The sequence below is a fragment of the Streptacidiphilus rugosus AM-16 genome (assembly GCF_000744655.1).
Taxonomy (GTDB): Bacteria; Actinomycetota; Actinomycetes; order Streptomycetales; family Streptomycetaceae; genus Streptacidiphilus; species Streptacidiphilus rugosus.
Window position 1 is genome coordinate 927,533 of record NZ_JQMJ01000004.1, and the last position, 19,782, is coordinate 947,314.

The 19,782-nt window shown below is 70.8% G+C and carries 18 protein-coding genes and 1 pseudogene; 10 read left to right on the plus strand and 9 right to left on the minus strand.

Features of this window, described 5'->3' with window-relative positions; all coding sequences use genetic code 11:
• Positions 1–44 precede the first annotated feature (44 nt).
• Positions 45–1,616: a D-alanyl-D-alanine carboxypeptidase/D-alanyl-D-alanine endopeptidase gene (gene dacB / locus BS83_RS13270; protein ID WP_232248265.1), complete on the plus strand. Its 1,572-nt coding sequence runs from the start codon at positions 45–47 to the stop codon at positions 1,614–1,616.
• A 79-nt stretch (positions 1,617–1,695) separates the two neighbouring features.
• Here the strand turns inward: dacB and BS83_RS13275 are convergent, their stop codons facing one another.
• The 5 genes and pseudogenes from BS83_RS13275 to BS83_RS13290 all read right to left on the minus strand — a co-directional run bounded on the left by BS83_RS13275 (position 1,696) and on the right by BS83_RS13290 (position 5,595).
• Positions 1,696–2,808 (minus strand): hypothetical protein, encoded by a 1,113-nt coding sequence (locus BS83_RS13275; RefSeq protein ID WP_037603977.1) that lies wholly within the window; start codon positions 2,806–2,808, stop codon positions 1,696–1,698.
• A 93-nt stretch (positions 2,809–2,901) separates the two neighbouring features.
• Positions 2,902–4,044, minus strand: a complete 1,143-nt coding sequence (locus tag BS83_RS13280; RefSeq protein ID WP_232248266.1) for an SPFH domain-containing protein — start codon at positions 4,042–4,044, stop codon at positions 2,902–2,904.
• A 195-nt stretch (positions 4,045–4,239) separates the two neighbouring features.
• Complete coding sequence (locus BS83_RS41790) at positions 4,240–4,758, minus strand: hypothetical protein (protein WP_232248268.1); 519 nt, start codon at positions 4,756–4,758, stop codon at positions 4,240–4,242.
• Positions 4,759–4,948: 190 nt separating this feature from the next.
• A pseudogene (locus BS83_RS43895) lies at positions 4,949–5,192 on the minus strand (helix-turn-helix domain-containing protein); the annotation flags it as partial.
• Positions 5,193–5,241: 49 nt separating this feature from the next.
• Positions 5,242–5,595, minus strand: coding sequence for a hypothetical protein (locus BS83_RS13290; protein ID WP_037603980.1), 354 nt, complete (start codon positions 5,593–5,595; stop codon positions 5,242–5,244).
• 164 nt (positions 5,596–5,759) lie between these two features.
• Here BS83_RS13290 and BS83_RS13295 point away from each other — a divergent pair, with 164 nt between their 5' ends.
• From BS83_RS13295 to BS83_RS13305, 3 genes are all read left to right on the plus strand, one after another.
• Positions 5,760–7,073, plus strand: a complete 1,314-nt coding sequence (locus tag BS83_RS13295; RefSeq protein ID WP_037603982.1) for a serine hydrolase domain-containing protein — start codon at positions 5,760–5,762, stop codon at positions 7,071–7,073.
• Positions 7,074–7,602: 529 nt separating this feature from the next.
• A complete protein-coding gene (locus BS83_RS13300; protein WP_037603984.1) occupies positions 7,603–8,565 on the plus strand; it encodes a DUF4331 family protein in 963 nt (320 codons plus the stop codon).
• A gap of 61 nt (positions 8,566–8,626) precedes the next feature.
• Complete coding sequence (locus BS83_RS13305; RefSeq protein ID WP_037603985.1) at positions 8,627–9,544, plus strand: phytoene/squalene synthase family protein; 918 nt, start codon at positions 8,627–8,629, stop codon at positions 9,542–9,544.
• A gap of 117 nt (positions 9,545–9,661) precedes the next feature.
• On the opposite strand, the gene BS83_RS13310 is transcribed toward BS83_RS13305, so the two are convergent.
• Complete coding sequence (locus tag BS83_RS13310; protein ID WP_037603988.1) at positions 9,662–10,111, minus strand: hypothetical protein; 450 nt, start codon at positions 10,109–10,111, stop codon at positions 9,662–9,664.
• A gap of 177 nt (positions 10,112–10,288) precedes the next feature.
• On the opposite strand from BS83_RS13310, the gene BS83_RS13315 reads away from it, so the two are divergent.
• The 5 genes from BS83_RS13315 to BS83_RS13335 all read left to right on the plus strand — a co-directional run bounded on the left by BS83_RS13315 (position 10,289) and on the right by BS83_RS13335 (position 16,541).
• Positions 10,289–10,828 (plus strand): GNAT family N-acetyltransferase, encoded by a 540-nt coding sequence (locus BS83_RS13315; RefSeq protein WP_037603990.1) that lies wholly within the window; start codon positions 10,289–10,291, stop codon positions 10,826–10,828.
• 178 nt (positions 10,829–11,006) lie between these two features.
• Positions 11,007–13,748, plus strand: a complete 2,742-nt coding sequence (locus BS83_RS48310; protein WP_051943010.1) for a PKD domain-containing protein — start codon at positions 11,007–11,009, stop codon at positions 13,746–13,748.
• A 99-nt stretch (positions 13,749–13,847) separates the two neighbouring features.
• A complete protein-coding gene (locus BS83_RS13325; protein WP_037603992.1) occupies positions 13,848–14,810 on the plus strand; it encodes an ABC transporter ATP-binding protein in 963 nt (320 codons plus the stop codon).
• On the plus strand, positions 14,807–16,180 hold the full coding sequence (locus tag BS83_RS13330) for an ABC transporter permease (protein ID WP_037604088.1): 1,374 nt from the start codon (positions 14,807–14,809) through the stop codon (positions 16,178–16,180). The genes BS83_RS13325 and BS83_RS13330 overlap by 4 nt, the downstream gene beginning before the upstream one ends.
• Positions 16,181–16,322: 142 nt before the next feature.
• A complete protein-coding gene (locus BS83_RS13335; RefSeq protein WP_037604089.1) occupies positions 16,323–16,541 on the plus strand; it encodes a DUF6296 family protein in 219 nt (72 codons plus the stop codon).
• A 75-nt stretch (positions 16,542–16,616) separates the two neighbouring features.
• On the opposite strand, the gene BS83_RS48315 is transcribed toward BS83_RS13335, so the two are convergent.
• The gene (locus BS83_RS48315) at positions 16,617–17,759 is read right to left on the minus strand and encodes a WXG100 family type VII secretion target (protein WP_037604090.1); all 1,143 of its coding nucleotides are present in this window, start codon (positions 17,757–17,759) and stop codon (positions 16,617–16,619) included.
• Positions 17,756–18,073, minus strand: coding sequence for a hypothetical protein (locus BS83_RS13345; protein WP_037604093.1), 318 nt, complete (start codon positions 18,071–18,073; stop codon positions 17,756–17,758). The genes BS83_RS48315 and BS83_RS13345 overlap by 4 nt, the downstream gene beginning before the upstream one ends.
• Before the next feature lie 117 nt (positions 18,074–18,190).
• Between BS83_RS13345 and BS83_RS13350 the strand changes: the two genes are divergently transcribed.
• Positions 18,191–18,859, plus strand: a complete 669-nt coding sequence (locus BS83_RS13350; protein WP_037604095.1) for a MerR family transcriptional regulator — start codon at positions 18,191–18,193, stop codon at positions 18,857–18,859.
• Between the two features lie 33 nt (positions 18,860–18,892).
• Here the strand turns inward: BS83_RS13350 and BS83_RS13355 are convergent, their stop codons facing one another.
• Positions 18,893–19,735, minus strand: a complete 843-nt coding sequence (locus tag BS83_RS13355; RefSeq protein ID WP_037604097.1) for a trypsin-like serine peptidase — start codon at positions 19,733–19,735, stop codon at positions 18,893–18,895.
• Between the last annotated feature and the right edge of the window lie 47 nt (positions 19,736–19,782).

Sequence of the window (19,782 nt, forward strand, 5' to 3'; positions counted from 1 at the left end):
AACGGATGTTCCGCAGGCGGCTCCGGCCCTGCGCTGCAGCCTGCGTGGCGCTCGTGACCGCGGCGGGCCTGGCGGCGACCGCCCCCGCGGCGCTGGCGACGGCTCCTCCGCCCGCACCTGCGGCGGAGCACGGCTATCCCCTTTCGCCCGCCGTCGAGGCGGTCATGCACCAGCCGGGCTACGAGACGGCGCAGTGGGGCGTGTACGAGGTCGACCCGTCGAACGGCAAGGTGATCCACTCCCAGTTCGCGCGCCAGTCCTTCGTGCCCGGCTCGGACACCAAACTGGTCACCATCTCGGCCGCCTGGCACAGCCTGGGCCCCGACCACCGCTTCACCACCCCCGTGTACGCGACCGGCACGCGCCGTGGCTCGACCCTGAACGGGAACCTGGCGCTCGTCGCCCAGGGCGACCTGACGATGGGCGGCCGGACCAAGCCGGACGGTTCGGTCGACTACACCAACGTCGACCACACCTCCGCCAACGACCTGCCCGGCGCCACGCTCACCCCGGAGAACCCGCTCGCCGGCCTGAACCAGATCGCCCGACAGGTGCGCCAGGCGGGCATCACGCGGGTCAACGGCAACGTGATCATCGACCCGCGGCTGTTCACGCCCCCGGCCCTGGACCCGCAGCCCACCCCGCTGATCATCAACGACAACCTGATCGACCTGCTGACCACCCCGACCAGGCCCGGCGAGCAGGCCAAGCTGTTCTGGCGCCCGCAGGTCCAGCCGTACAAGGTGAACTTCAACGTCAAGACGGTGGCCGCGGGCGGTTCGACGAACGTCACAGTGACGGCCTCCCCGGACGGCACCAGGATCTCCGTGTCCGGCCAGATCGCCGCCGGGACGCAGCCGCTCCTGCGGACCTCGCCCATCATGGATCCGAACGCCTTCGGCCGCACCGCGCTGATCGAGGCGCTCGGCCGCGCGGGCGTCACCGTCGGCGCGAACCCGACCGGCCCCAACCCGGAGCGCAGGCTCCCCGCCTCGTACGCCCACGACCCCCGGGTGGCCGCGTACGTCTCGCCGCCCTACCGCCAGTACGCCAAGCTGATCCTGAAGGTCAGTCACAACCTGGGTGCCAACCTGGCGTTGTGCAACATGGCCACGCTCCGGGGCAGCAAGGACTGCTTCGGCGGCGGCTTCGCCGTCGAGCACGACTTCCTCACCGACGTCGCGCACGTCGACCCGAAGCAGTTCCAGCTCGACGACGGACGCGGCGGCGACGCGACCGAGAAGGCCACCCCGCTCGGCCTCGCCGAGATCCTGGGCTACTGGCTGCACACCCCTGACGCGACGGCGTTCCGGCTGTCCCTTCCCATCCTGGGCGTCAACGGCTCCAACGCCATCTCCTGCCCCCACTGCCCGGCCAAGGGCAAGGTCTTCGCCAAGCCCGGCACCGTCATCGGTATCGACCGGCTCAACAACCAGTTCGCCGTGGCGGACCAGAGCCAGGCCGGCTATCTGCTGACCGACGACGGCCACCTGCTCATCTTCGTCGTCCTGGTCAACTCCGCCACGGCCCCGGACATCCAGGGCGTCGTACGCGTCTTCGACGACACCAACCAGATCTCGGCCCTGCTGCAGGAGGAGGCCTCGGCGCACCTGTGACAAGGTGCTCCGGTCCGCGTAGCGCGGGCCCTTCGTGGGCGGGCGACGTCGCCCGCCCACGAGGGGCCGCATCAGCCGATCAGCCGTGGTGCGACTTGCCCACCATGACCGCCGCCACCACGGCGGCGACCAGCAGCACCGCCACGAGCGACGCCACCGCGATCTTCAGCGCACTGTACGGGCGCTCGCCGATGACCTCACCGGTACGGGCGTTGACCATCACCGGCCACGGCTTGCCGCCGTGGAGGTAGCTCATGAACCAGACCGGGAGCAGCAGCAGCTTGTACGTTACGTCGCTGTACTGCGTGGACACCGTATGGACCCGCTGCTCGTCGCCGCCGATGTCGCGGGCGCAGTCGGTCCGGATGACCGGCGCCATCCGCTGCTTGGCGGACTCCAGTCCGGCCTCCGGCTCCAGGTCGTAGCGCACGGTGCGGAACCCGGCCAGGTACTCCTCCTGGTAGGGCACCGCCTCCGGCAGCGGCCAGGGCGTGAGCTTCTCCAGCTGCTCCTCGGGAGTGCGGGTGGTTCCGGGGACCAGCACGTCGTCGAAGAAGCGGCTGACCGTGCCCGAGGCCGGGTACCAGGCCGTCTTCTGGACCTGCTCGGTCCGGGTGACGGTCTGACCGTCCACGGTCTCCGTGTAGGTCCGGGTCTCGTAGTAGTGCTCACCGCGCTCACCGGTGTAGTCGCTGGTGGTCTCCGCGTCGTAGGTCCAGTGCGGCAGGTAGCTGCCCCGGAAGGTCTCCGCCTCGGTGACCTTCTTCAGGCTGGACGGCGCGAACCAGCGGGACTTCGTCCAGGCGCCGAGCGCCTCCCGCGCCTGGTCCCTGGTCACCGCGAACGGCAGCACCGCCTCGGGCACGACGCGCTCGCTGGAGACGGCGTCGGAGACCAGCGGCGTGGCGCAGAACTGGCACTTGTCGCTGAGTGCGTCGCTCTCGGTCACGGCCTGGCATCCGGGACACCGGAACACCTTCATTCCCGGGGGCACGGCCGCACGGAGCGGCAGCACGGCCAGCTCCTGGATCGGGTGCTCGGTCACCTGCCGGGGCGCCGGCACGATGCCCTGCTCGTGCCGACAGTAGGGGCAGCGCAGCGCGTACGTCCCGGGCGCGTACTCGCTGCGCGCGCCGCACGCCTCGCACTCGAACGCGCGGTCCGGCGCGGGCGCCAGGCCCTCTTCCGTCATCGTCCCTCTCCCCCGTGGGTGGTCGTTTCCGTGGTCGCTTCCGCGGACGTCGCTCGGACGTCCCGGCGTGGTGGCTGCTGCATCACGGCCGCCCTATCCCTGCGGCGGGAGCGGCGGGAGCGGCGGCGGCACGTTGGCGAACAGCGGGGCGAGCTCCCCGACCTGCTCGGCGGGCTGCCAGTTCGCCATACCGTTGTGCCACACCAGCGTGGCGCGGGTCAGCCCTCCCGAACCCACCAGCCCGGCCAGGGCGTTGGCCTCGTACGGGCCCTGCTGCTGACCGCCCACCGCGACGAACCACTGCACCGCGGTCGGCAACGGCGGGGGCACCGCGGCGGCCGGGGCCTGCGCGGGCACGGGGGCCGAAGGTGCCGCGGGCGCGGCGGGGCTCTGGGGCGTCAGGCCCTGGGCGATGCGCTGGCCCAGCGCCATGCCGACGCCGAGTCCGACGCCCTCCCCGGCTCCGCCGGGATTGGCCGCGGCCGTCCCGATCGCGTTGGCGGCCTGGAACCTGGTGTAGTCGTCGAGGTTGCCCGCGATGCCCATCCGCGAGCGGGTGTCGATGGCGGCCTCGACCTCCGGCGGGACGCTGATGTTCTCGATGACGAACTTCGGGATCGCGATGCCGACGGAGGCCAGGTCCTCGGTCAGGATCCCCGCCAGCTGCTGCCCGATGCCCTCCTGGCGGGCCGCCAGGTCCAGCAGCGGGACGTTCGCCGAGCCGAGGGCGGAGCCCAGCTTGGAGACGACGAGCTGGCGCAGGTACTCGCCGACCTCCTCGGTGCGGAACTGCGGGTCCGTTCCCGCGAGCTCGCGCAGCAGGGCGGCCGGGTCGGAGACCCGCGCGGCGAACGCGCCGAAGGCGCGCACGCGGACCATGCCGAACTCCGGGTCCCGCAGGATGATCGGGTTCTGGGTGCCCCACTTGAAGTCGGTGAACTGCCGCGTGTTGACGAAGTAGACCTCCGCCTTGAAGGGCGACTCGAAGCCGTACTTCCAGCCCTTCAGCGTCGACAGCACCGGCATGTTCTGCGTGTGCAGCGTGTACGTCCCGGGCGAAAAGACGTCCGCCAGCTGCCCCTCGTTGACGAAGACCGCGACCTGGGACTCGCGCACGACCAGGCGCGCGCCCATCTTGATCTCGTTCTCGTAGCGGGGGAAACGCCAGACGATCGTGTCACGGCTGTCGTCGGTCCACTCAAGGATGTCGATGAACTCTCCGCGTATGCGGTCCATCAGACCCACAGCAGCACCACTCTCTCCTACCGACCCACCCGCCCCTACCCGGCGGCTCCGGGACGCGTTCGGGGCGGCCGGTCAGCATTATGACCTGCCGTGATACACCCTGCCGCATTACCGGCGAACCGTTGCGGACCCGGAACGCCGTCGAGTAGGACGGCACGCGTCGGCCGCCGGCCCCGCGAACCGGCGTCAGCCCGCGACCACCTCCAGGTGGTAGGTCGTGTCCACCCAGAAGTCGTCCGACGAAGCCTTGATCGACAGGACGTACTGGCCAGGGGAGAGGGGGTCCAGCGTGCACCAGATCCCCCACGCGATGCGCGGCCGTCGCATCGCCCAGAAGCGCTTGGAGGCGAACTCCTGCATCGGCAGAGGGTTGCCGTTCAGCACGGCCTCGGCGCTGGAGACGTCCAGACGCCACGGCCGCGAGGAGAAGCCCACAGCCGACCGCATGGTGTTGAGGACGGGAAAGAAGATCGGCCTCCCGGCGGGTATCTGACAGCGCCGCACCACCCGGCCACCGTAGGTACCGGCCAGGAACCAGACGTCCCACGGCTGCCCCCAGCCCGCGAACTCCCCGGTCCGGTCCCTGACCGGACTGCGGTCACGCGGCCCGGCAAAGGCCCACTTCCACCAACGTGCGGCAAGCCTCCTGCCCCGCTCGGGATCCACCGCCCCGGGACCTGCCTCCTGGACCACGGCCTCACTCACGTCAGCTCCCTGCGCCTGCACCCATACGGAAACGATTCGGCGAGACCCTATCCCGCCGCGCCGCAGCACTCCCGATCCGCCCGAACGGCGCCCGCGCCTTCCCGGCTTCGCCGGTCGGAGGCCACGCCGCATCCGAGAGCCGGCGCCATCCGATCGGGTCGCCCGCCGAGGACCGTGCCACGACGGAACGGATGGCGCGGTCGGCTGCGGACTTGGAGATGCCAAAGAGCAGGGCGAGTTGGCGCAGAGTGAGGTTGGTGCGCCAGTACGCGACAACCAGCAGCACCCGGTCCTCAACAGAGAGCGACGACGGTCGGCCCCGTCGAGTTCCGGTCGGCTCCCTCGCGGCGCAGCTGGGTAAGCAGCCCGGCGAATGCACGTGGACTCAGCCCTGCGAAAGGACCAATCCACGCGGGCTCCGACGCCGTGATCACTACGGTCGTCCCGGGATGGTCCCATGACCTGCGGTGCCGGAACGCGTGTTCAGTGGAACTCGTGCACCACCTGGATCTCACCGACGATGTGAGCGTTGAACTCGTCAAGCTCCTCCGCGGGGACCCACAGCTCGAGGATCGTCCGCCCACCCGCCTGTTGGACGGGATAGCGGGCGACGAACTCGGCCTCGACCTCGAAGCGGGTGACGAAGCCGGCCCCGTCGTGCTTGACGTTCCAGTCCCTTGCGATCTTGATCGCATAGTCCTCGTTGAGCACCGGATAAAAGATCGGCTGCTCTGGGAGGCGGGGTGGCCAGGCACGCCAGCCCAGGTCTCGCACCAGCTCCAGCTCCCTCGGCCCCGTCGGACGCCACAGAGTCGTTGTCGCAGGCCGGCTGGTCATAATAGGCGCTCTCTGGTCGTAGGTCCCGCAGGCGCGGTTGCTGAGCGTGCACGGTAGCGGCCCATGCAGGCACCAGGCGAGTTTCAATATCCGCAGACCGATCACGAGCCGTCCGCGCAGGCGAAGCCCCAGCAACGGTTGCGGACAAGCTTTAGGCTGCCGGAGTGGGATGGCATCTGAGCGAGCTGATCGCGAAGTACGGCGTGCCGGGCGCGCAGATCGCCGTGTTGGCCGACGGGGAGATCCATGACGAGGCCGCGGGCGTGCTGAGTCTGCACACCCGGGTCGAGACCACGACCGACTCGGTGTTCAAGATCGGCTCCATCACCAAGATCTGGACAGCCACGCTGGTCCAGCAACTGGTGCACGAGGGTGCGTTGGACCTCGACCGTCCGGTTCGCCACTACCTGCCCGGCTTTCGGCTGAGCGACCCGGCGGCGGGTGAGGTGCTGACCGCTCGCCACCTGCTGACCCATACCGGCGGCATCGACGGCAACCACTTCACCGACACCGGTCGCAACGACGACGCGATCGAGAAGTTCGTCGCCACCCTCGCCGAGGCGGACCACCTGCTCCCGCCGGGCACCCTCTTCTCCTACTCCAACAGCGGGTACGTGGTGCTCGGCAGGCTCGTGGAGGTGCTCCGGGGCGAGCCCTTCCACCAGGTGCTCCGCGAACGCCTGGTGACCCCGCTGGGCTTGCCGACCGTCGCCACCACCACGTACGAGGCGATCCTGCACCGCGCCGCGATCGGGCACGTCGAGACCGACGGCGAGCCGGCGCCCACGAAGAGCTGGGCAGTCCGTTACTTCTCCACGCCCAGTGGCTCTCACCTGGCGATGAGCGCACGCGACCTGCTGAGGTTCGTCCACCTGCACCTCACGGACCCCGCGCTGGCGCCCATGCGCGACCCCCAGCTCACAGGCGTCCCGGACTTCGGCGGGGGCGTCGTGGGGTGGGGGCTCGGCTGGATGCTCTACCGGGACGGCGTCGTCGGGCACACCGGCGTCTCCAAGGGACAGAAGGCATTCCTGCGCGTGGTCCCCTCGGCCGGCGTCGCGGTCGCCGTGCTGACCAACAGTTCCGGCGCGGAGCCGCTGGCCCACGAACTACTCAGCACCGTGCTCGGTGATCTCACCGACGTCGAGACGGCTCCACTGCCGGTGCCGCCCGCGAATCCGCTCCGGCTCGACGCGGAGCGCATGTGCGGCACCTACCGGAGCACCCTGTACGACCTCACGCTCACCGTCGAGGACGACCGCGCGTTCCTCGTCCGCCGCCCTCGCAACGAACTCCCGAAGTCATCATCCCTCGGCGGGCCCGGAGAATCCGTCGAGATGGTCCGCCTCGACGACAGCACGATCATCACCGCCGCACCCACGTTTGAGGGCCATCAGGTCCTCTCGCTGATCGGCTCCGACGAACACGGTCGCGCCCGATTCCTGCACAATGGAGCCGCCGCCCGACGGATCTCCTGACTGCCGACGCAGGGCCAGGGTCTCCTCCCCGAGGAGCCGGAGCCGGCCTGAGCGCAGCTCAGTGCCGGCGGTCCTCTGGCCCGAGATCCCTGACGCGGGGCCACTTCTTGGCGATTGCATCGAGCGCCCGACCAGGAGTGAGGTACTGCTCGAAATATCCGCAGTCCGTGCAGACGTAGTCGTCGGACGTCGAACGTCTACGAATGAGCCCGCCCACCACGATGTCGGTGTGCTGCCCGCGAAGGATCCCGCCGAAGGCCGTGTGTACCTCGGTGGACCCGCACTTGGGGCATGTTCCTGATCGCATGCGCGGACCTTACTCGCCGGGGGACGGCAACCCGCACCCCGGGCTGCCCTTTCCCACCGACGTCGGGCCGCTGCACGAGGGGGCTTCCGACACCGCCTGCGCCCCTGCGGGCCGGGAGCGGGTGGCCACGGTGTGGCTGGCGGGGGCGGGCAGAGGTGCGTGGCAGCATGAGGAACCTGCCGTTCCGCCTTACTCCCTTCCGATCAGCACCAGGAGTTGGCTGTGTCCCACCACCTCAGCGGACCGAACCTGCGTTCCCCCAAGGGAGACGCGCGGCTGGACCTCACGGACGTGTTCGTCTTTCCCGCCGCCGAGGCCGGCCGCACCGTTCTGATCATGAACGTGAACCCGTTCGCGCCGACGCAAGGCGACGCGTTCCACCCCGACGCCGTGTACCGGATCAACGTCGACACCGACGGCGACCACAAGGCCGAGCTCGCCTACAGCTTCACCTTCTCCTCTCCCGTGGACGGCCGCCAGACCGTGACCGTCCGGCGCGCGGACGGCGCCGAGGCGCAGCAGCAGGAGGCTGTCGGCAAGGCCGTCGTCTCCGATGTCGCCGTCGACTTCGGGCGGGTCCCGAGCGTCGTGCAGAGTGGCGGCTACCGCTTCTTCGCCGGGCTGCGCAGCGACCCGTTCTTCGCCGACCTCGACGGCATCGTGAACAACTTCCAGTGGACCGGGAACGACTTCGGCATCGACAAGAACGCCTTCGGCATCGTCCTGGAGGTCGACGACGACGAACTCGGCGACGGTCCGATCGGCGTCTGGGCCCGGGTGAGCCTGCGCGAGAACAGGGTCCTGACGTCCGTCGACCGCGGCGCCCACCCGTCCCTGACCGCGTACTTCAACGCCGAGGACGTCAAGGACGCCTACAACGCGGGCGAGCCGGCCGACGACTGGGACACCTACCACGAGGCGTGGACCGCCGTCCTGGCCCACACCGGCGGCTACGCCGCCGCGGAGGCCGAGGCGGCGCTGCACACCGTCCTGCCGGACGTCCTGCGCTACGACCGCACCCGCCCCGTCGCCTATCCGAACGGGCGCACCCTCACCGACGACGTCACCTCGGCCCGGCTCGCCATGATCTCCAACGGGAAGATCGCCGACGACCACATCCCACCCCACACCGATCTGCTCACCGTCTTCCCCTACCTCGGGGAGCCGCATTCGACCGGCTCCTGACGCGCCGCTCCGGCACACCCGGCACGCCGAGGGATCGGCGGATCTGCCAGGCTGGGGTCCCGTGATCACGTGGAGCCGCACCCTGGACGCCGCAGGCGTCACCGATACGGCGCTGCGCGCCGACTACACCGCCCAGCGCCGGGCCGCGACCCGCTTCAGGCCGGAGGCGGCCTGGGCGGTGCGGCTGCTGGTGCCGCCGGCCCTGGTCCCCCATGTGCTGGTCGCCACCGCGTTCATGCACCACACCGACAAACTGCTGGACGGCGAAGCGCCGCAGGCGGAACGGCTGGCCGAGTACCGGGCCTGGTCGGCTGCAGTGACCGCCGCGCTGGCGCGGGAGGAGGCGGACGAGCCGCTGCTGCGCGCGCTCGCCCACAGTGCGGCGCTGCATCCGCCGCTGCGCCGCTGCGCGCAGGAGTTCCTGGCCACCGCGCAGACCGAGCTGACCGCCTCCGGCTTCGCCACCGAGGCGGACTACCAGGCCTATCTGGACGACTACTCGCTGCCCGCGCTGATGGTGGTCGCCTGCCTGCTCGCGCCCGACACCGCCGAGGTCCGCACGGCCGCGCGCGCGTACATCGACGGCAGCCAGCGCCTGGACTTCGTCGCCGACCTCGGCGAGGACCTGGCCGCAGGCCGCCTCGGCCTTCCGCTCACGCTGCTGGCCGAGCACGGCGTGAGCCGTGCGGAGCTGGTCGCCGCGGCCGAGACGCCCGGCACCCGGGCGCTGCTGCGGCACGCTCTCCGGCTGGCCGGGGACGCGCTGGACCAGGGCCGCGCCGTGCTGCCGCTGACCCCGCCCGCGCACCGGGCGCTGCTCGCCACCCTGATCGGGCTGGACGAGCTCACCGCCCGGGCGGCGGCCGAGGCGGGCCCGGCCGCGCTGCTGCGCTCGGGCGCGGGCCCCGCCAAGCCGGCCGCGCTCGCACTGCTGTGGCGTCAGTGGCGGGCCGCGCGCCGGGTCGACGGCGAGGCGTGACGTCACGGCGCGACACGAAGGCGTGGTCCGTCGTGACGACCGTGCTCGCGGAGCGGCTGACCTACGATCACCGCCCGGGCTGCGGCTGGTCGCGGCCGCCCTCGTTCCGGCCGCGGGTCAGGACCGGCCGGTGGCAGCGCCGAAGTCGCGGACGAAGCCCCGGAACGCGGTCTCCACCTCCATGGCGTCGGCGAGGCTGCCTCCGTTGCCGGCCTTGACGTTGTCCAGGCAGTGGGAAGCGGCCGCCTGGGCCCGGTCCAGAGTCTCCTCCCAACTGCTTTCGGCACTGCTGTCGGGCAGCTTGCCGTAGGACTTCGCCGCGTTCACGTCTGCGAGGACCTGACGGCAGCGCGACGCGATGGTGGGGTCGTCGCCCCGGCCACTGACGTCGAGCAGGGTCTTCACGTCCGCGCCGATGGCGTTGACGTGCGTCTGGCCGCCGTGCTGGGACCAGCTCGCCACCGTCTGCCTGTCCTCGGAGCAGCCGGCCGGACCGGCGAGCAGCAGGGTTGCCCCGGCCGCGAGGAGAACGCCTCGCACGGGACGGGAGCGGGTCGACAGGTTCATGGGATGCGCCCTTCTCTTGGCCGGCGGACTCGCCATGATCGCAAAGCGGGGCCGCGGAGCCATCGGGGAAATCACTGAGCCGTCCACGTAGACGGGGCCGCAGGGCGTCTCCGAGCCCTGAGGTGGGTTCGTCCGCGCGCCTTGTGGTTCCCCGCGGCGGGGTGGAGGCTCTGTCGTATGCCGATCTTGGTCAGGACCGCCGAGCGCGCCGACGTGCCCGCACTCGTCCGTCTGCGTCTCGCGAACGCGGACAGTCATGTCCGACTCGATCCGGTCGTCTATCGCGTGCCCGACGCCGACGCTGTGCGCGGGCATTTCGAGGCGACCCTTTCGTCCGGATCGGAAGTGGAGATCTTTGTCGCCGAGGTGGCGGGTGAGGTGGTGGGCATGGTGGAGCTGGTGCCGGTGGCCGCTCCCCCGGAGCATCAGATCCTGGTTCCCCGGCGCACGGCCGAGATCCATACCGTGGTCCTGGACGGACATCGGGGTGAGGGCATCGGATCGGCCTTGCTGAAGGCAGCCGAACAGGCAGCGGCCGAACAGGGTGTCGCGATCATCTATGCCGGGATCTTCACGCGGAACGAGGGAGCCGTCCGCTTCTACCGCGCCGCGGGCTTCGGACCGCGTGGAACCCTGCTCAGCAGGGAACTGGGCGGGCCCGCCACCGACCGATCAGGGCCTTCCCGTCAACTCCATTCGGGAAATAACACGTTGTGAATGCGGACCGGCATTCAGAGCGGCCGCAGAACCTTCGGGCAACAGCGGGCGAACGCCGAACGAAAACCCCCGGATCTTGAAAAATCTACGCGCATCTACTTGCCCGGCCTCCATTTCGCGGTGACCATACGGACGGCAGTCATCTGACCATGCACCGTCATTGCGCGGAGGTGTATCGATGAAGAAGTGGAAGAAGAGATCGGCGAGCGTGGCGTTAGTCGCCGCCGTCGCACTGGGCGGGGCCTCCTTGGCCACCGCCCAGGGGGTCGGAAAGCATCCGGCGACCGGGGTCGGCTCGTGCACGCTGAGAGGGTGGAATCCGGCGACCAGCCCGACCAGCGCGAACCTGCCGATCGGCAAGCGTCCGATGACGTACAAGCCGGACGACGTCGACTGCACCGGCGCGGTGTTCGCCGCACCGGGCGTCGAGTTCGCGAAGTTCCCGCAGCCGAAGAACTTCGCGATCACGAACAAGACCGTCGTGCAGAAGGTCGGCGCCCACCAGACGGTCGTGGCGAAGCCGGCCGCCGCGGTGAACCCGCTGGCGCCGTATTTCCCGCCGTTCCAGCACTTCGTGATCATCTATCGGGAGAACCACACCTTCGACGACTACCTGGGCGACTGCGCGACCACGGTGATCGCCGGTTGCAACGGCCAGGTGCAGAGCACCAACCACATCAGCTCCGTGCCGAACCTGCACACCCTGGCCAAGACCTACTCGCTGTCCGACTCGTACAGCACCGGCGTGCAGCCCCCGTCCGGCCCCAACCACTGGTTCCTGTTCTCGGGGCAGTCCTCGTCCAGCAGCCAGCAGCAGTCGTACCCGTCGAACGGCACCGAGTTCGACCGCTTCCTGCAGAGCGACGCCGGACCCACGGACGAGGGCACCAACGCGTGCACACCTCCGTCCGGCACCAGCAGCGGCACCAGTCCGTACTCGTTCATCATGAACGGCGACATCTACTGGATGCTCAACAGCGGCAGCGGCTACTGGAAGAACCCGGGCGACGGCAAGGTCGAGGTCCTGCCGCCCAACCGTCCGGGCACGTCCATTCCCGAAGAACTGCACACCAACGAGTACACCTGCCAGAACCAGAGCATCCCCGACAGCACAGTGGCGAGCGACTACCTCAACTTCGTCAACCAGTACGGGATGCCGGCCTACAACTACGTCGAGCTGTTCAACGACCACCCCGGTACGTACCAGGACGTCCCCGGTAACGACACCGCGACGAACAGCATCGTCAGCTCCATCATGAGCAACCCGACGTACAAGGACAACACCCTGATCGTCGTCACCGAGGACGACACCCAGAACGGCAACAACGGCTCGGACCACGTCAGCAACACCTACCGCGTGCCGCTGCTCGTCATCGGGTCGCCGACCTACGTCAAGCAGCACTACCTCTCGCACGTCGCGTACACCACGGCCAACGTGCTGGCGGCGATGGAGCGCACGATGCAGAACGTACACTCCGGGGTCATCGACCCGAACGACAACCTGGGCGCGTCCACGTTCCCGATGACGACGGCGGACCAGGCCGCGCTCGGCGACCCGCTGGAGGACTTCTGGGTCCAGGGCTCGACGCCCCTCTCGGCCGCCGCCACGGGCTCCCCCACCACCGGCAACGCGCCGCTGACCGAGAACTTCACCGGCTCGGCCACCGGCGGCACGGCCCCGTACAGCTACAGCTGGAACTTCGGTGACGGCGGCACGAGCACGGCCCAGAACCCGAGTCACGTCTACAGCACCGCGGGCACCTACACCGCGACGCTGACGGTCACCGACGGCGCCTCGCCCGCGCACACCGCGACCTCGCAGGTGACGACCACGGTGAACGCCGTCGGGAACCCGCTGGCAGCCACCGCCTCGGCCACCCCGACCTCCGGGCAGGTGCCGCTGAGCGTCGCCTTCACCGGCACCGGCACCGGTGGCACGCCCGGGTACGGCTACAACTGGAACTTCGGCGACGGAACCACCAGCGCGACGCAGAACCCGAGTCACACCTACAGCACCGCGGGAACGTACACCGCGACGCTGACCGTCACCGACAGCGCCTCGCCCGCGCACACCGCCTCCGCGACGGTGAGCATCACCGCCGATCCGATCGCCGCCACGGTACCGGGCCCGCCCACCGGCCTGACCGGGACGGCAGGGACCGGACAGGTGGCGCTGAGCTGGACCCCGCCGTCCAGCAGCGGCGGCGAGAACATCACCTCGTACAAGGTCTACCGCGGCACCTCCAGCGGCGGCGAGGCGCTGCTGACCAGCGGCGGCTGCAGTGGCCTCGGCGCGGTGACCTCCTGCACCGACAGCGGGCTGACCGCCGGTCAGACGTACTACTACACCGTCACCGCGGTGAACGGCGTGGGCGAGGGGGCGGCGAGCAACGAGGCCTCCGCGACTCCCACCGGCACCGGCTGCCAGGCCTCGCAGTTGCTCGGCAATCCGGGCTTCGAGAACGGCAGCTCCAGCCCGGCGCCGTGGACGGTGACCTCGACGCACAGCCCGGTCGACGTGATCAACAGCAGCACCTCCGAGCCGTCCCACAGCGGAACCTGGGACGCCTGGCTCGACGGCTGGGGCAAGACGACCACCGACACGGTCGCCCAGTCCGTCACCCTGCCGAGCGGCTGCAGCAGCTACAACTTCAGCTTCTGGCTGCACGTCAACACGGCCGAGACGACGTCGAGCACCGCATACGACACCCTCAAGGTGCAGGTGCTGAACAGCTCCGGCACCGTCCTCGGCACGCTGGCCACCTACTCCAACCTCAACCACAACACCGGGTACGCGCAGCACACCTTCAACCTCGGCGCGTACGCCGGGCAGCGGGTGACCCTGAAGTTCACCGGCGCGGAGGACTCCCTGTACCAGACCTCCTTCGTGCTCGACGACACCGCGGTGAACGTCGGCTGAGCCGATCGCGGAACCGCCGGGTGGCGCACTGCGGTGCGCCACCCGGCGCCGCGGCTTCCTCGACATCAGCTGCGCGCCGGCTGAGGAACGGATGGACGCATGGAAACACCCGTCGCGGTGCGGGGCCACGGCATCACCAAGGTCTTCGGTGAGGTCGTCGCGCTCGACCACGTCGATCTCAGTATCACGCAGGGTCAGATCCACGGCCTGGTCGGCCCGAACGGCGCCGGCAAGACCACGCTGCTCGGACTGCTCCTGGGTCTGGCCGTCGCCGACGAAGGGAGCCTTCGGATCCTCGGCGCCCCGCTGGGACGCGGGCTGGCCGTGCCCGACGGCGTCTCCGGGTTCGTCGACGGGCCCGGGCTCTATCCCACCCTGACCGCGCGGCAGAACCTTGCCACGGTCGCCGCACTGAGCTCCGAGGAGGTGCCGGCCACGGGCATCGAGGAGGCCTTGGTCCAGGTCGGACTCGACCAGGTGGCCGACCACAAGGTCCGCGGCTTCTCCCTCGGCATGCGCCAGCGGCTGGGGCTTGCCGCGGCGATGCTGACCAGGCCGCGGCTGCTGGTTCTCGACGAACCGTCCAACGGCCTGGATCCGGCGGGAAAGAAGCACGTGCAGGGGGTCCTGCGCCGACTGGCGGCCGACGGCGTCACGGTCGTCCTGTCGAGCCATCGGATGGACGATCTGGAGGCGCTCTGCTCCGAGGTCACCATCCTGGCCACGGGGCGCGTGGTCTTCTCCGGCCCGCTGCGGAAGCTCTCCCACGAGGACCGCGAACTGGACCACCGGCTGCGGACCTCCGATCCTGCCGCCGCCCGCACCGTCGCGGCCGGGGCACCCGGGATCAGGATCCTCGAGGACCACGACGCCGCGGCTCAGCCGGACACCGACGTGATCGTCGTCCGCGGACGGGTCGCGGCCGTGGACGAACTCGTGGTCCGGCTCGTGCACGGCGACATCGCGGTCCGCGAGTTGGGGACCGTCGTCTCGCCGCTGGAAGCCGCCTTCCTCGCCCTGACCGAGCAGCCCGCCCGCACCGAGCAGGAGGCCGATCGATGACCTCGACCCTCGCCGACTCCCCCGCCGCCGGGGCCGACACCGGTCCCGGCAGGCCGGGCAGACGCCCTGTCCCGGTCGCCCGCATTCTGCACATGGAGCTGGTCAAGCAGTTCTCGGCCTGGCGGGTACGCCTGTTGCTGCTGCTCTGCTGGGTCGGTCCCGGTCTGCTGGTCTTCGTGATCGACCAGCAGAGCACCCTGCCCTCGGACACCCTGTTCGGCCGGTGGATGCACGCCACCGGCTGGGCCGGGTCGCTGGTGGTGCTCGGGGTCGCCGGCACGTGGGTGCTGCCGCTGGTCACCTCCATGGTCGCGGGCGACGTCTTCGCCTCGGAGGACCGGCTGGGCACCTGGCGCCACCTCCTCGTCACGGTGCGCTCGCACCGGCGGATCTTCGCCGCCAAGGCGCTCGCCGCCCTCACCGTGATCGTGCTGCTCGTGGCGGGCCTGGCCCTCTCCGGCGTCGTCGGCGGGCTGCTCGCGGAGGGGAACCAGCCGCTGGTCGGCCTGGACGGCCACCTGCTCGGCGGCGGCGACGCTGCCGGCGAGGTCCTGCTGGCGTGGCTCTGCGCGCTGGCGCCGACGCTCGCCCTCGCGGCCGTGGGGCTGCTCGGATCGATCGCGCTGGGCCGGTCGCCGATGGGCCTGCTCCTGCCGATGCTGGCCGCCCTCGGGATGCAGGTCGCGCAGTTGCTGCCGCTGCCGGTCGCGGTGCGCCTGGCGCTGCCCGGATACGCCTTCATCTCCTGGAACGGCCTCTTCACGGATCCGCGGCAGCTCGGGCCGCTGCTGATCGGCGTCGGGGTGAGCGCGCTGTGGGCGGTGGTCGCGACGACCCTGGCCTACCTGCTGTTCCTGCGCCGCGATTTCACCAACCTCAACAACGACGGAGCCGGCCGCAGGACGCTGACCCTCGGAGTCCTCCCCCAGGTGGCCCTGCTGGCCGCGAGCGTCGGTGTGGTGGCCGTGGCCACGGATTCGGGCGGTTCCGGGATCACGCAGGCGAAGGTGCAGCGGTCGCTGGCCACGGCGTTCGCCCACCTCTACCGCTTCCAGCAGGCGGAGATGCGCCGGCCGACGGTCTCCGAGGCCCAGCTGCGCACCTCCGCCGCCTGCGACAAGAGCGAGGGGCTCGGCCCGCAGGAGGGACCGGGCAACGACTGGCGCTGCACGGTCACCTGGAACGTCCCCGGTTACAACGCCACCGCTCAGGCCGTCTACCAGCTCGACGTCAGCGCGAACGGACGCTACATCGCCGACGGGGACGGGCCGGTGCAGGTGAACGGCTACTTCCTGATCGTCGACGCGGGACAGCCGGATCCGAACCCGCTCTGGCAGCTGGACGGCAACGTCGATCTTCTCGACGGGTGAGCCGGGCTGCGGCGGCGCGGCGACGACGGGAAACCCACGGCGGTGGGGGCGATGATGTTTGCAGAGGCCAGGAGGGGTGATTCGCCACGTGCGGCCGTCCCCACCCCCACTCCGACGGCCCGCCCGAGACAGGGAGGCCAGGATGAGCGCGAGCTACGAGCTCCGGTTCAGCCACAGCACGGGCCCCGACGACGTCGTCGTGGTCCACGCCACGAGTGCGATCGGGCCGAGCGGCAGCCCGGTGTACCGCGACGACACGGGCATCATCCAGGTGGAGATCAACGAGGAGTGCGAGGCCAGGGTGCTGCTCACGAGCGCGCGCCAGCGACCGCGGCAGCCGTCGGGGTGCCGTCGGCTCTAGAGCCTGTCTCATGGATCCGCGTGACGTCCGGACCGCCGCGGCGACGGGCGCCGGCCGGGGCGACGCGCTGCGCGGTCAGGCCTCGATCACGGGCGGGTTCGCGCGGGGCTGCGTCTCCCAGGCGTCGGGGTCCGCGGCGTGCGGGTAGCGCGTCCGGCGGCGGGAGCCGCGGCCTGACCTCCCGGGTGTGCCCGACGGCCGGGGAGGTTCCCCGGCCCGTCCGCTGACGGCGCCGGGCTCGGGCTCGGCGCCCGCTGCGGTGGCGGTGCGGGCGGGTTCGGAGGCGGTGGCGGTGGGTGAGACCTCAGGAGGCCGCGCACCCGGCCAGCGGGTCGCCGCGGGCGCCGGCGCGGCGCCGGGCCCCTGGCCGGCTCCGAGCGCCGGCGAGCCGAGGCCGCCCGCGGCGGTGCGCAGTCGGCCGCTGCCCAGCAGGCTCGCGTGGGCGGGGGCGGGCGGGGGCGGCCATGCCGCCCCGGCCCGGTGCGCCGCCGTGGGCGGGTGAGGGGGGTTGTTCAGCTGCGCCGTCGCGTTGTTGTAGGCGACGCCGAGCTGCTCCATCACCACCACGGCCTGCTGCCGGGCCTGCTCCGGCGCGGACAGTTGCGCGCCGTCGGCGTCCAGGGCGCGCGCGAGCCCGTGCGCGGCCGCGTCCTTCTTGAACTGCCAGTCGGTGCTCTGCGAGGTGACGGCCCGCAGCACCGTGTCGAGCAGGCTCGGGTCCTCCGGCATCCGCGCTCGCGCCACGGACAGGGCCTGCGCGACTCCCCCGGTCGCCGCGGCGGCGTTCGCGGCGTGGGCCGCGCCGTTGGTCAGGCTCTCGTGCAGGGTCGCGGTCCGGCGGCGGAAGGCGTCCGCGGACGGTCCGGCCCAGTGTTCGAGCAGGTTGCCGGCGTGCAGGGTGAGTCGGGCCGCGGTCTCGCCGAGCTCGTCGTGCAGGTGCCGCCAGTGCTCGGCGACGGTCTGGACGGCGGCAGGATCGGCGGTCTCGATCATGGCGCGCAGCGCCGCGACGTCCGGAGCCGCCTCGAAGTCGGTGGTGAAGCCCCCGCCGCCGTGGTGCCCGCCCCGGTTGGCCCGCAGCACCTCGCTCCAGAGCCGGTCGGCGAGGTTCTGCTCGTTCACGGCGTGGAGCACCGCGCCGACCACGTCGGACAGGACCGTCCCGACGGCGCCGAGGCCTTCGACGGCGGCTTCGGCCTGCTCGAAGACGTCGCTCACGCCAGCCTCCTGAAGGCGGCGGCCGTGTCGCTCTCCTGGTCGAGGTAGCGGCGGTGGACCTGGCCGGTCCGGTCGGTGACCTCCTGCAGCATTCCTTCGAGGGTGTCGACCATGCCCTTCAGCGCGGCCTGCATCTCCACGTGGGCCCGGTGCAGGCTGTCGGCCTCCAGGAAGTCGGCGGAACCGAGCTGTGCCCGGCTCAGGCCCGTCCGGTAGGCGGCGATCTGTCGTGTGCCGTCCATCGCGTCGGTGATCCCCTGGAGCTTGAGCACCGTTTCCCTCAGAAAGTCGACGTCGGCCTGATACCCGCTCACTCTTTCCCCCTCCCGACTTCGCCAGGTCGGATAGTGACGCTATCCATGATGGCGATGGTTGGATAGTGACACTTCCCGATGAGGGGTGCAAGAGCCTCCACCAGAAGGGCGCGAGAGATGCGGTTGGCGGAGTTGAGCGGGCGCAGCGGGGTGTCCACCGCGACGATCAAGTTCTACCTGCGGGAAGGGTTGCTGCCCCCGGGCCGGCAGGTCAACGCGAGCAACGCGGAGTACGGCGAGGAGCACCTGCGCCGGCTGCGGCTGGTCCGGGCGATGATCCAGGTCGGCCGGATCCCGGTGGCCACGGTCCGCGAGGTGCTGGGGCACGTCGACGACGACTCACTGGGCCGCTCGTTCCGCCTCGGCGCGGCCATGTGGGCGCTGCCGCAGGTGCCCGAACCCGACCAGGAGGACGAGCACCTCGACAGCGTCCGCGAGGAGGTCGACTCACTCCTGGACCACCTGGGCTGGTCCAACGCCCTGGCCCTGCGCACCGTCTCGCCGTCCTACCGCTCACTGGTCCTGGCCCTGGCCGCCTTCCGCCGCCTCGGCTACGGCGAGAACACCGACATCGTCGCCCCCTACGCCCGGCTGATGCAGCAGATGGCGGTCCTGGACGTCGACTTCATGGAGAACCACCCCACGGAGGCGGAGCGGGTCGAGTTCGCGATCCTGGGAACCGTCCTGATGGAGCCGGCCCTGACCGCCCTGCACCGGCTCGCCCAGGAGGAGGAGACGGCCCGCCGCTACGGCCTGGCCCACGAGCCCCCGCCGGACGCGGGCTGATCCCACCGACCCGCGCCCGGCCGCTCCGCGGTGCTACGGCTTGGGCAGTGTGCACCCGGGGAGCGTGAGGTCGAAGCGGTTGCCCGCGGCGACGCAGGCGGGGATCTCGTAGGTCTCCTCGGCGTAGTTGGTCCCCTCGTGGACGGTGACGTTGCCGTTGGCGTCCACCTCGCAGGGGTTGTCGAGGGTGCAGGTCTCGCCGTTCTCGTTGCCGGTGTTGTTCACCGCGACGACCAGGCCGGTCGAGGTGTCGATGACCGGGGATCCCGAGGTGCCGCCGATCGTGTTGCAGGACGGGGTGTAGCGCACCGAGTCCTTCCAGACCCAGTCGCTCTCGTGGAGCTGGTAGACGAAACCGTCGACGTTGCAGGAGTAGACGGTCTTCCAGTAGCCGGAGACGACCTTGATGGCCGCGCCCGCGGCGGGGTGGGTCGCCGACAGCCGCAGCGGGGCGATGCCGTAGGACTGCTGGATCTGGGCGTAGGTCCTGCCCAGCTGGTAGACGGTGATGTCGGTGTCGGTCATGGTCGCGTACGCCACCTTGACCGCGCGCAGGGTGGCGAGCCTGCGGCCGGTGGAGCTCAGCAGGCTGAAGCTGCGGCTGCTGGCCTGGTTCATGACGACCTGTCCGGGGTCCAGGAATCCGGTCTCCAGGCAGTGACCGTTGGTCATCACCAGGGCCGGGTCCGTGGAGACCGAGGCGGGCATGGCGATGAGCGAGCCCGAGCAGTCGTCGAGTGCCACGGTGCCGGCGAAGTTGACGGTCACTGCGGGCGCCGTGGGGGCGGGGGTGGCCGTCACGGGGCCGGCCGTGGTGAGCACGGCGGCGGTGGCGGCCGCGAGGACCGTGCCGGCCGTGCGGAGGGGGTGCTTCATCGGGGGTCCTTTCGGAAGGCGGGGCGGGGGCGGCACCCCCGGAGGTC

What these genes read in the sequence shown, in the direction of transcription:
- BS83_RS13330 (WP_037604088.1), top strand. Translation starts at nt 14,807, where the DNA reads ATGACCTCGACCCTCGCCGACTCCCCCGCCGCCGGGGCCGACACCGGT.
- BS83_RS13310 (WP_037603988.1), bottom strand. Translation starts at nt 10,111, where the DNA reads ATGAACCTGTCGACCCGCTCCCGTCCCGTGCGAGGCGTTCTCCTCGCG.
- BS83_RS13280 (WP_232248266.1), bottom strand. Translation starts at nt 4,044, where the DNA reads ATGGACCGCATACGCGGAGAGTTCATCGACATCCTTGAGTGGACCGAC.
- BS83_RS48310 (WP_051943010.1), top strand. Translation starts at nt 11,007, where the DNA reads ATGAAGAAGTGGAAGAAGAGATCGGCGAGCGTGGCGTTAGTCGCCGCC.
- BS83_RS13325 (WP_037603992.1), top strand. Translation starts at nt 13,848, where the DNA reads ATGGAAACACCCGTCGCGGTGCGGGGCCACGGCATCACCAAGGTCTTC.
- BS83_RS13275 (WP_037603977.1), bottom strand. Translation starts at nt 2,808, where the DNA reads ATGACGGAAGAGGGCCTGGCGCCCGCGCCGGACCGCGCGTTCGAGTGC.
- BS83_RS13290 (WP_037603980.1), bottom strand. Translation starts at nt 5,595, where the DNA reads ATGACCAGCCGGCCTGCGACAACGACTCTGTGGCGTCCGACGGGGCCG.
- BS83_RS13315 (WP_037603990.1), top strand. Translation starts at nt 10,289, where the DNA reads ATGCCGATCTTGGTCAGGACCGCCGAGCGCGCCGACGTGCCCGCACTC.
- BS83_RS13335 (WP_037604089.1), top strand. Translation starts at nt 16,323, where the DNA reads ATGAGCGCGAGCTACGAGCTCCGGTTCAGCCACAGCACGGGCCCCGAC.
- BS83_RS13355 (WP_037604097.1), bottom strand. Translation starts at nt 19,735, where the DNA reads ATGAAGCACCCCCTCCGCACGGCCGGCACGGTCCTCGCGGCCGCCACC.
- BS83_RS13350 (WP_037604095.1), top strand. Translation starts at nt 18,191, where the DNA reads ATGCGGTTGGCGGAGTTGAGCGGGCGCAGCGGGGTGTCCACCGCGACG.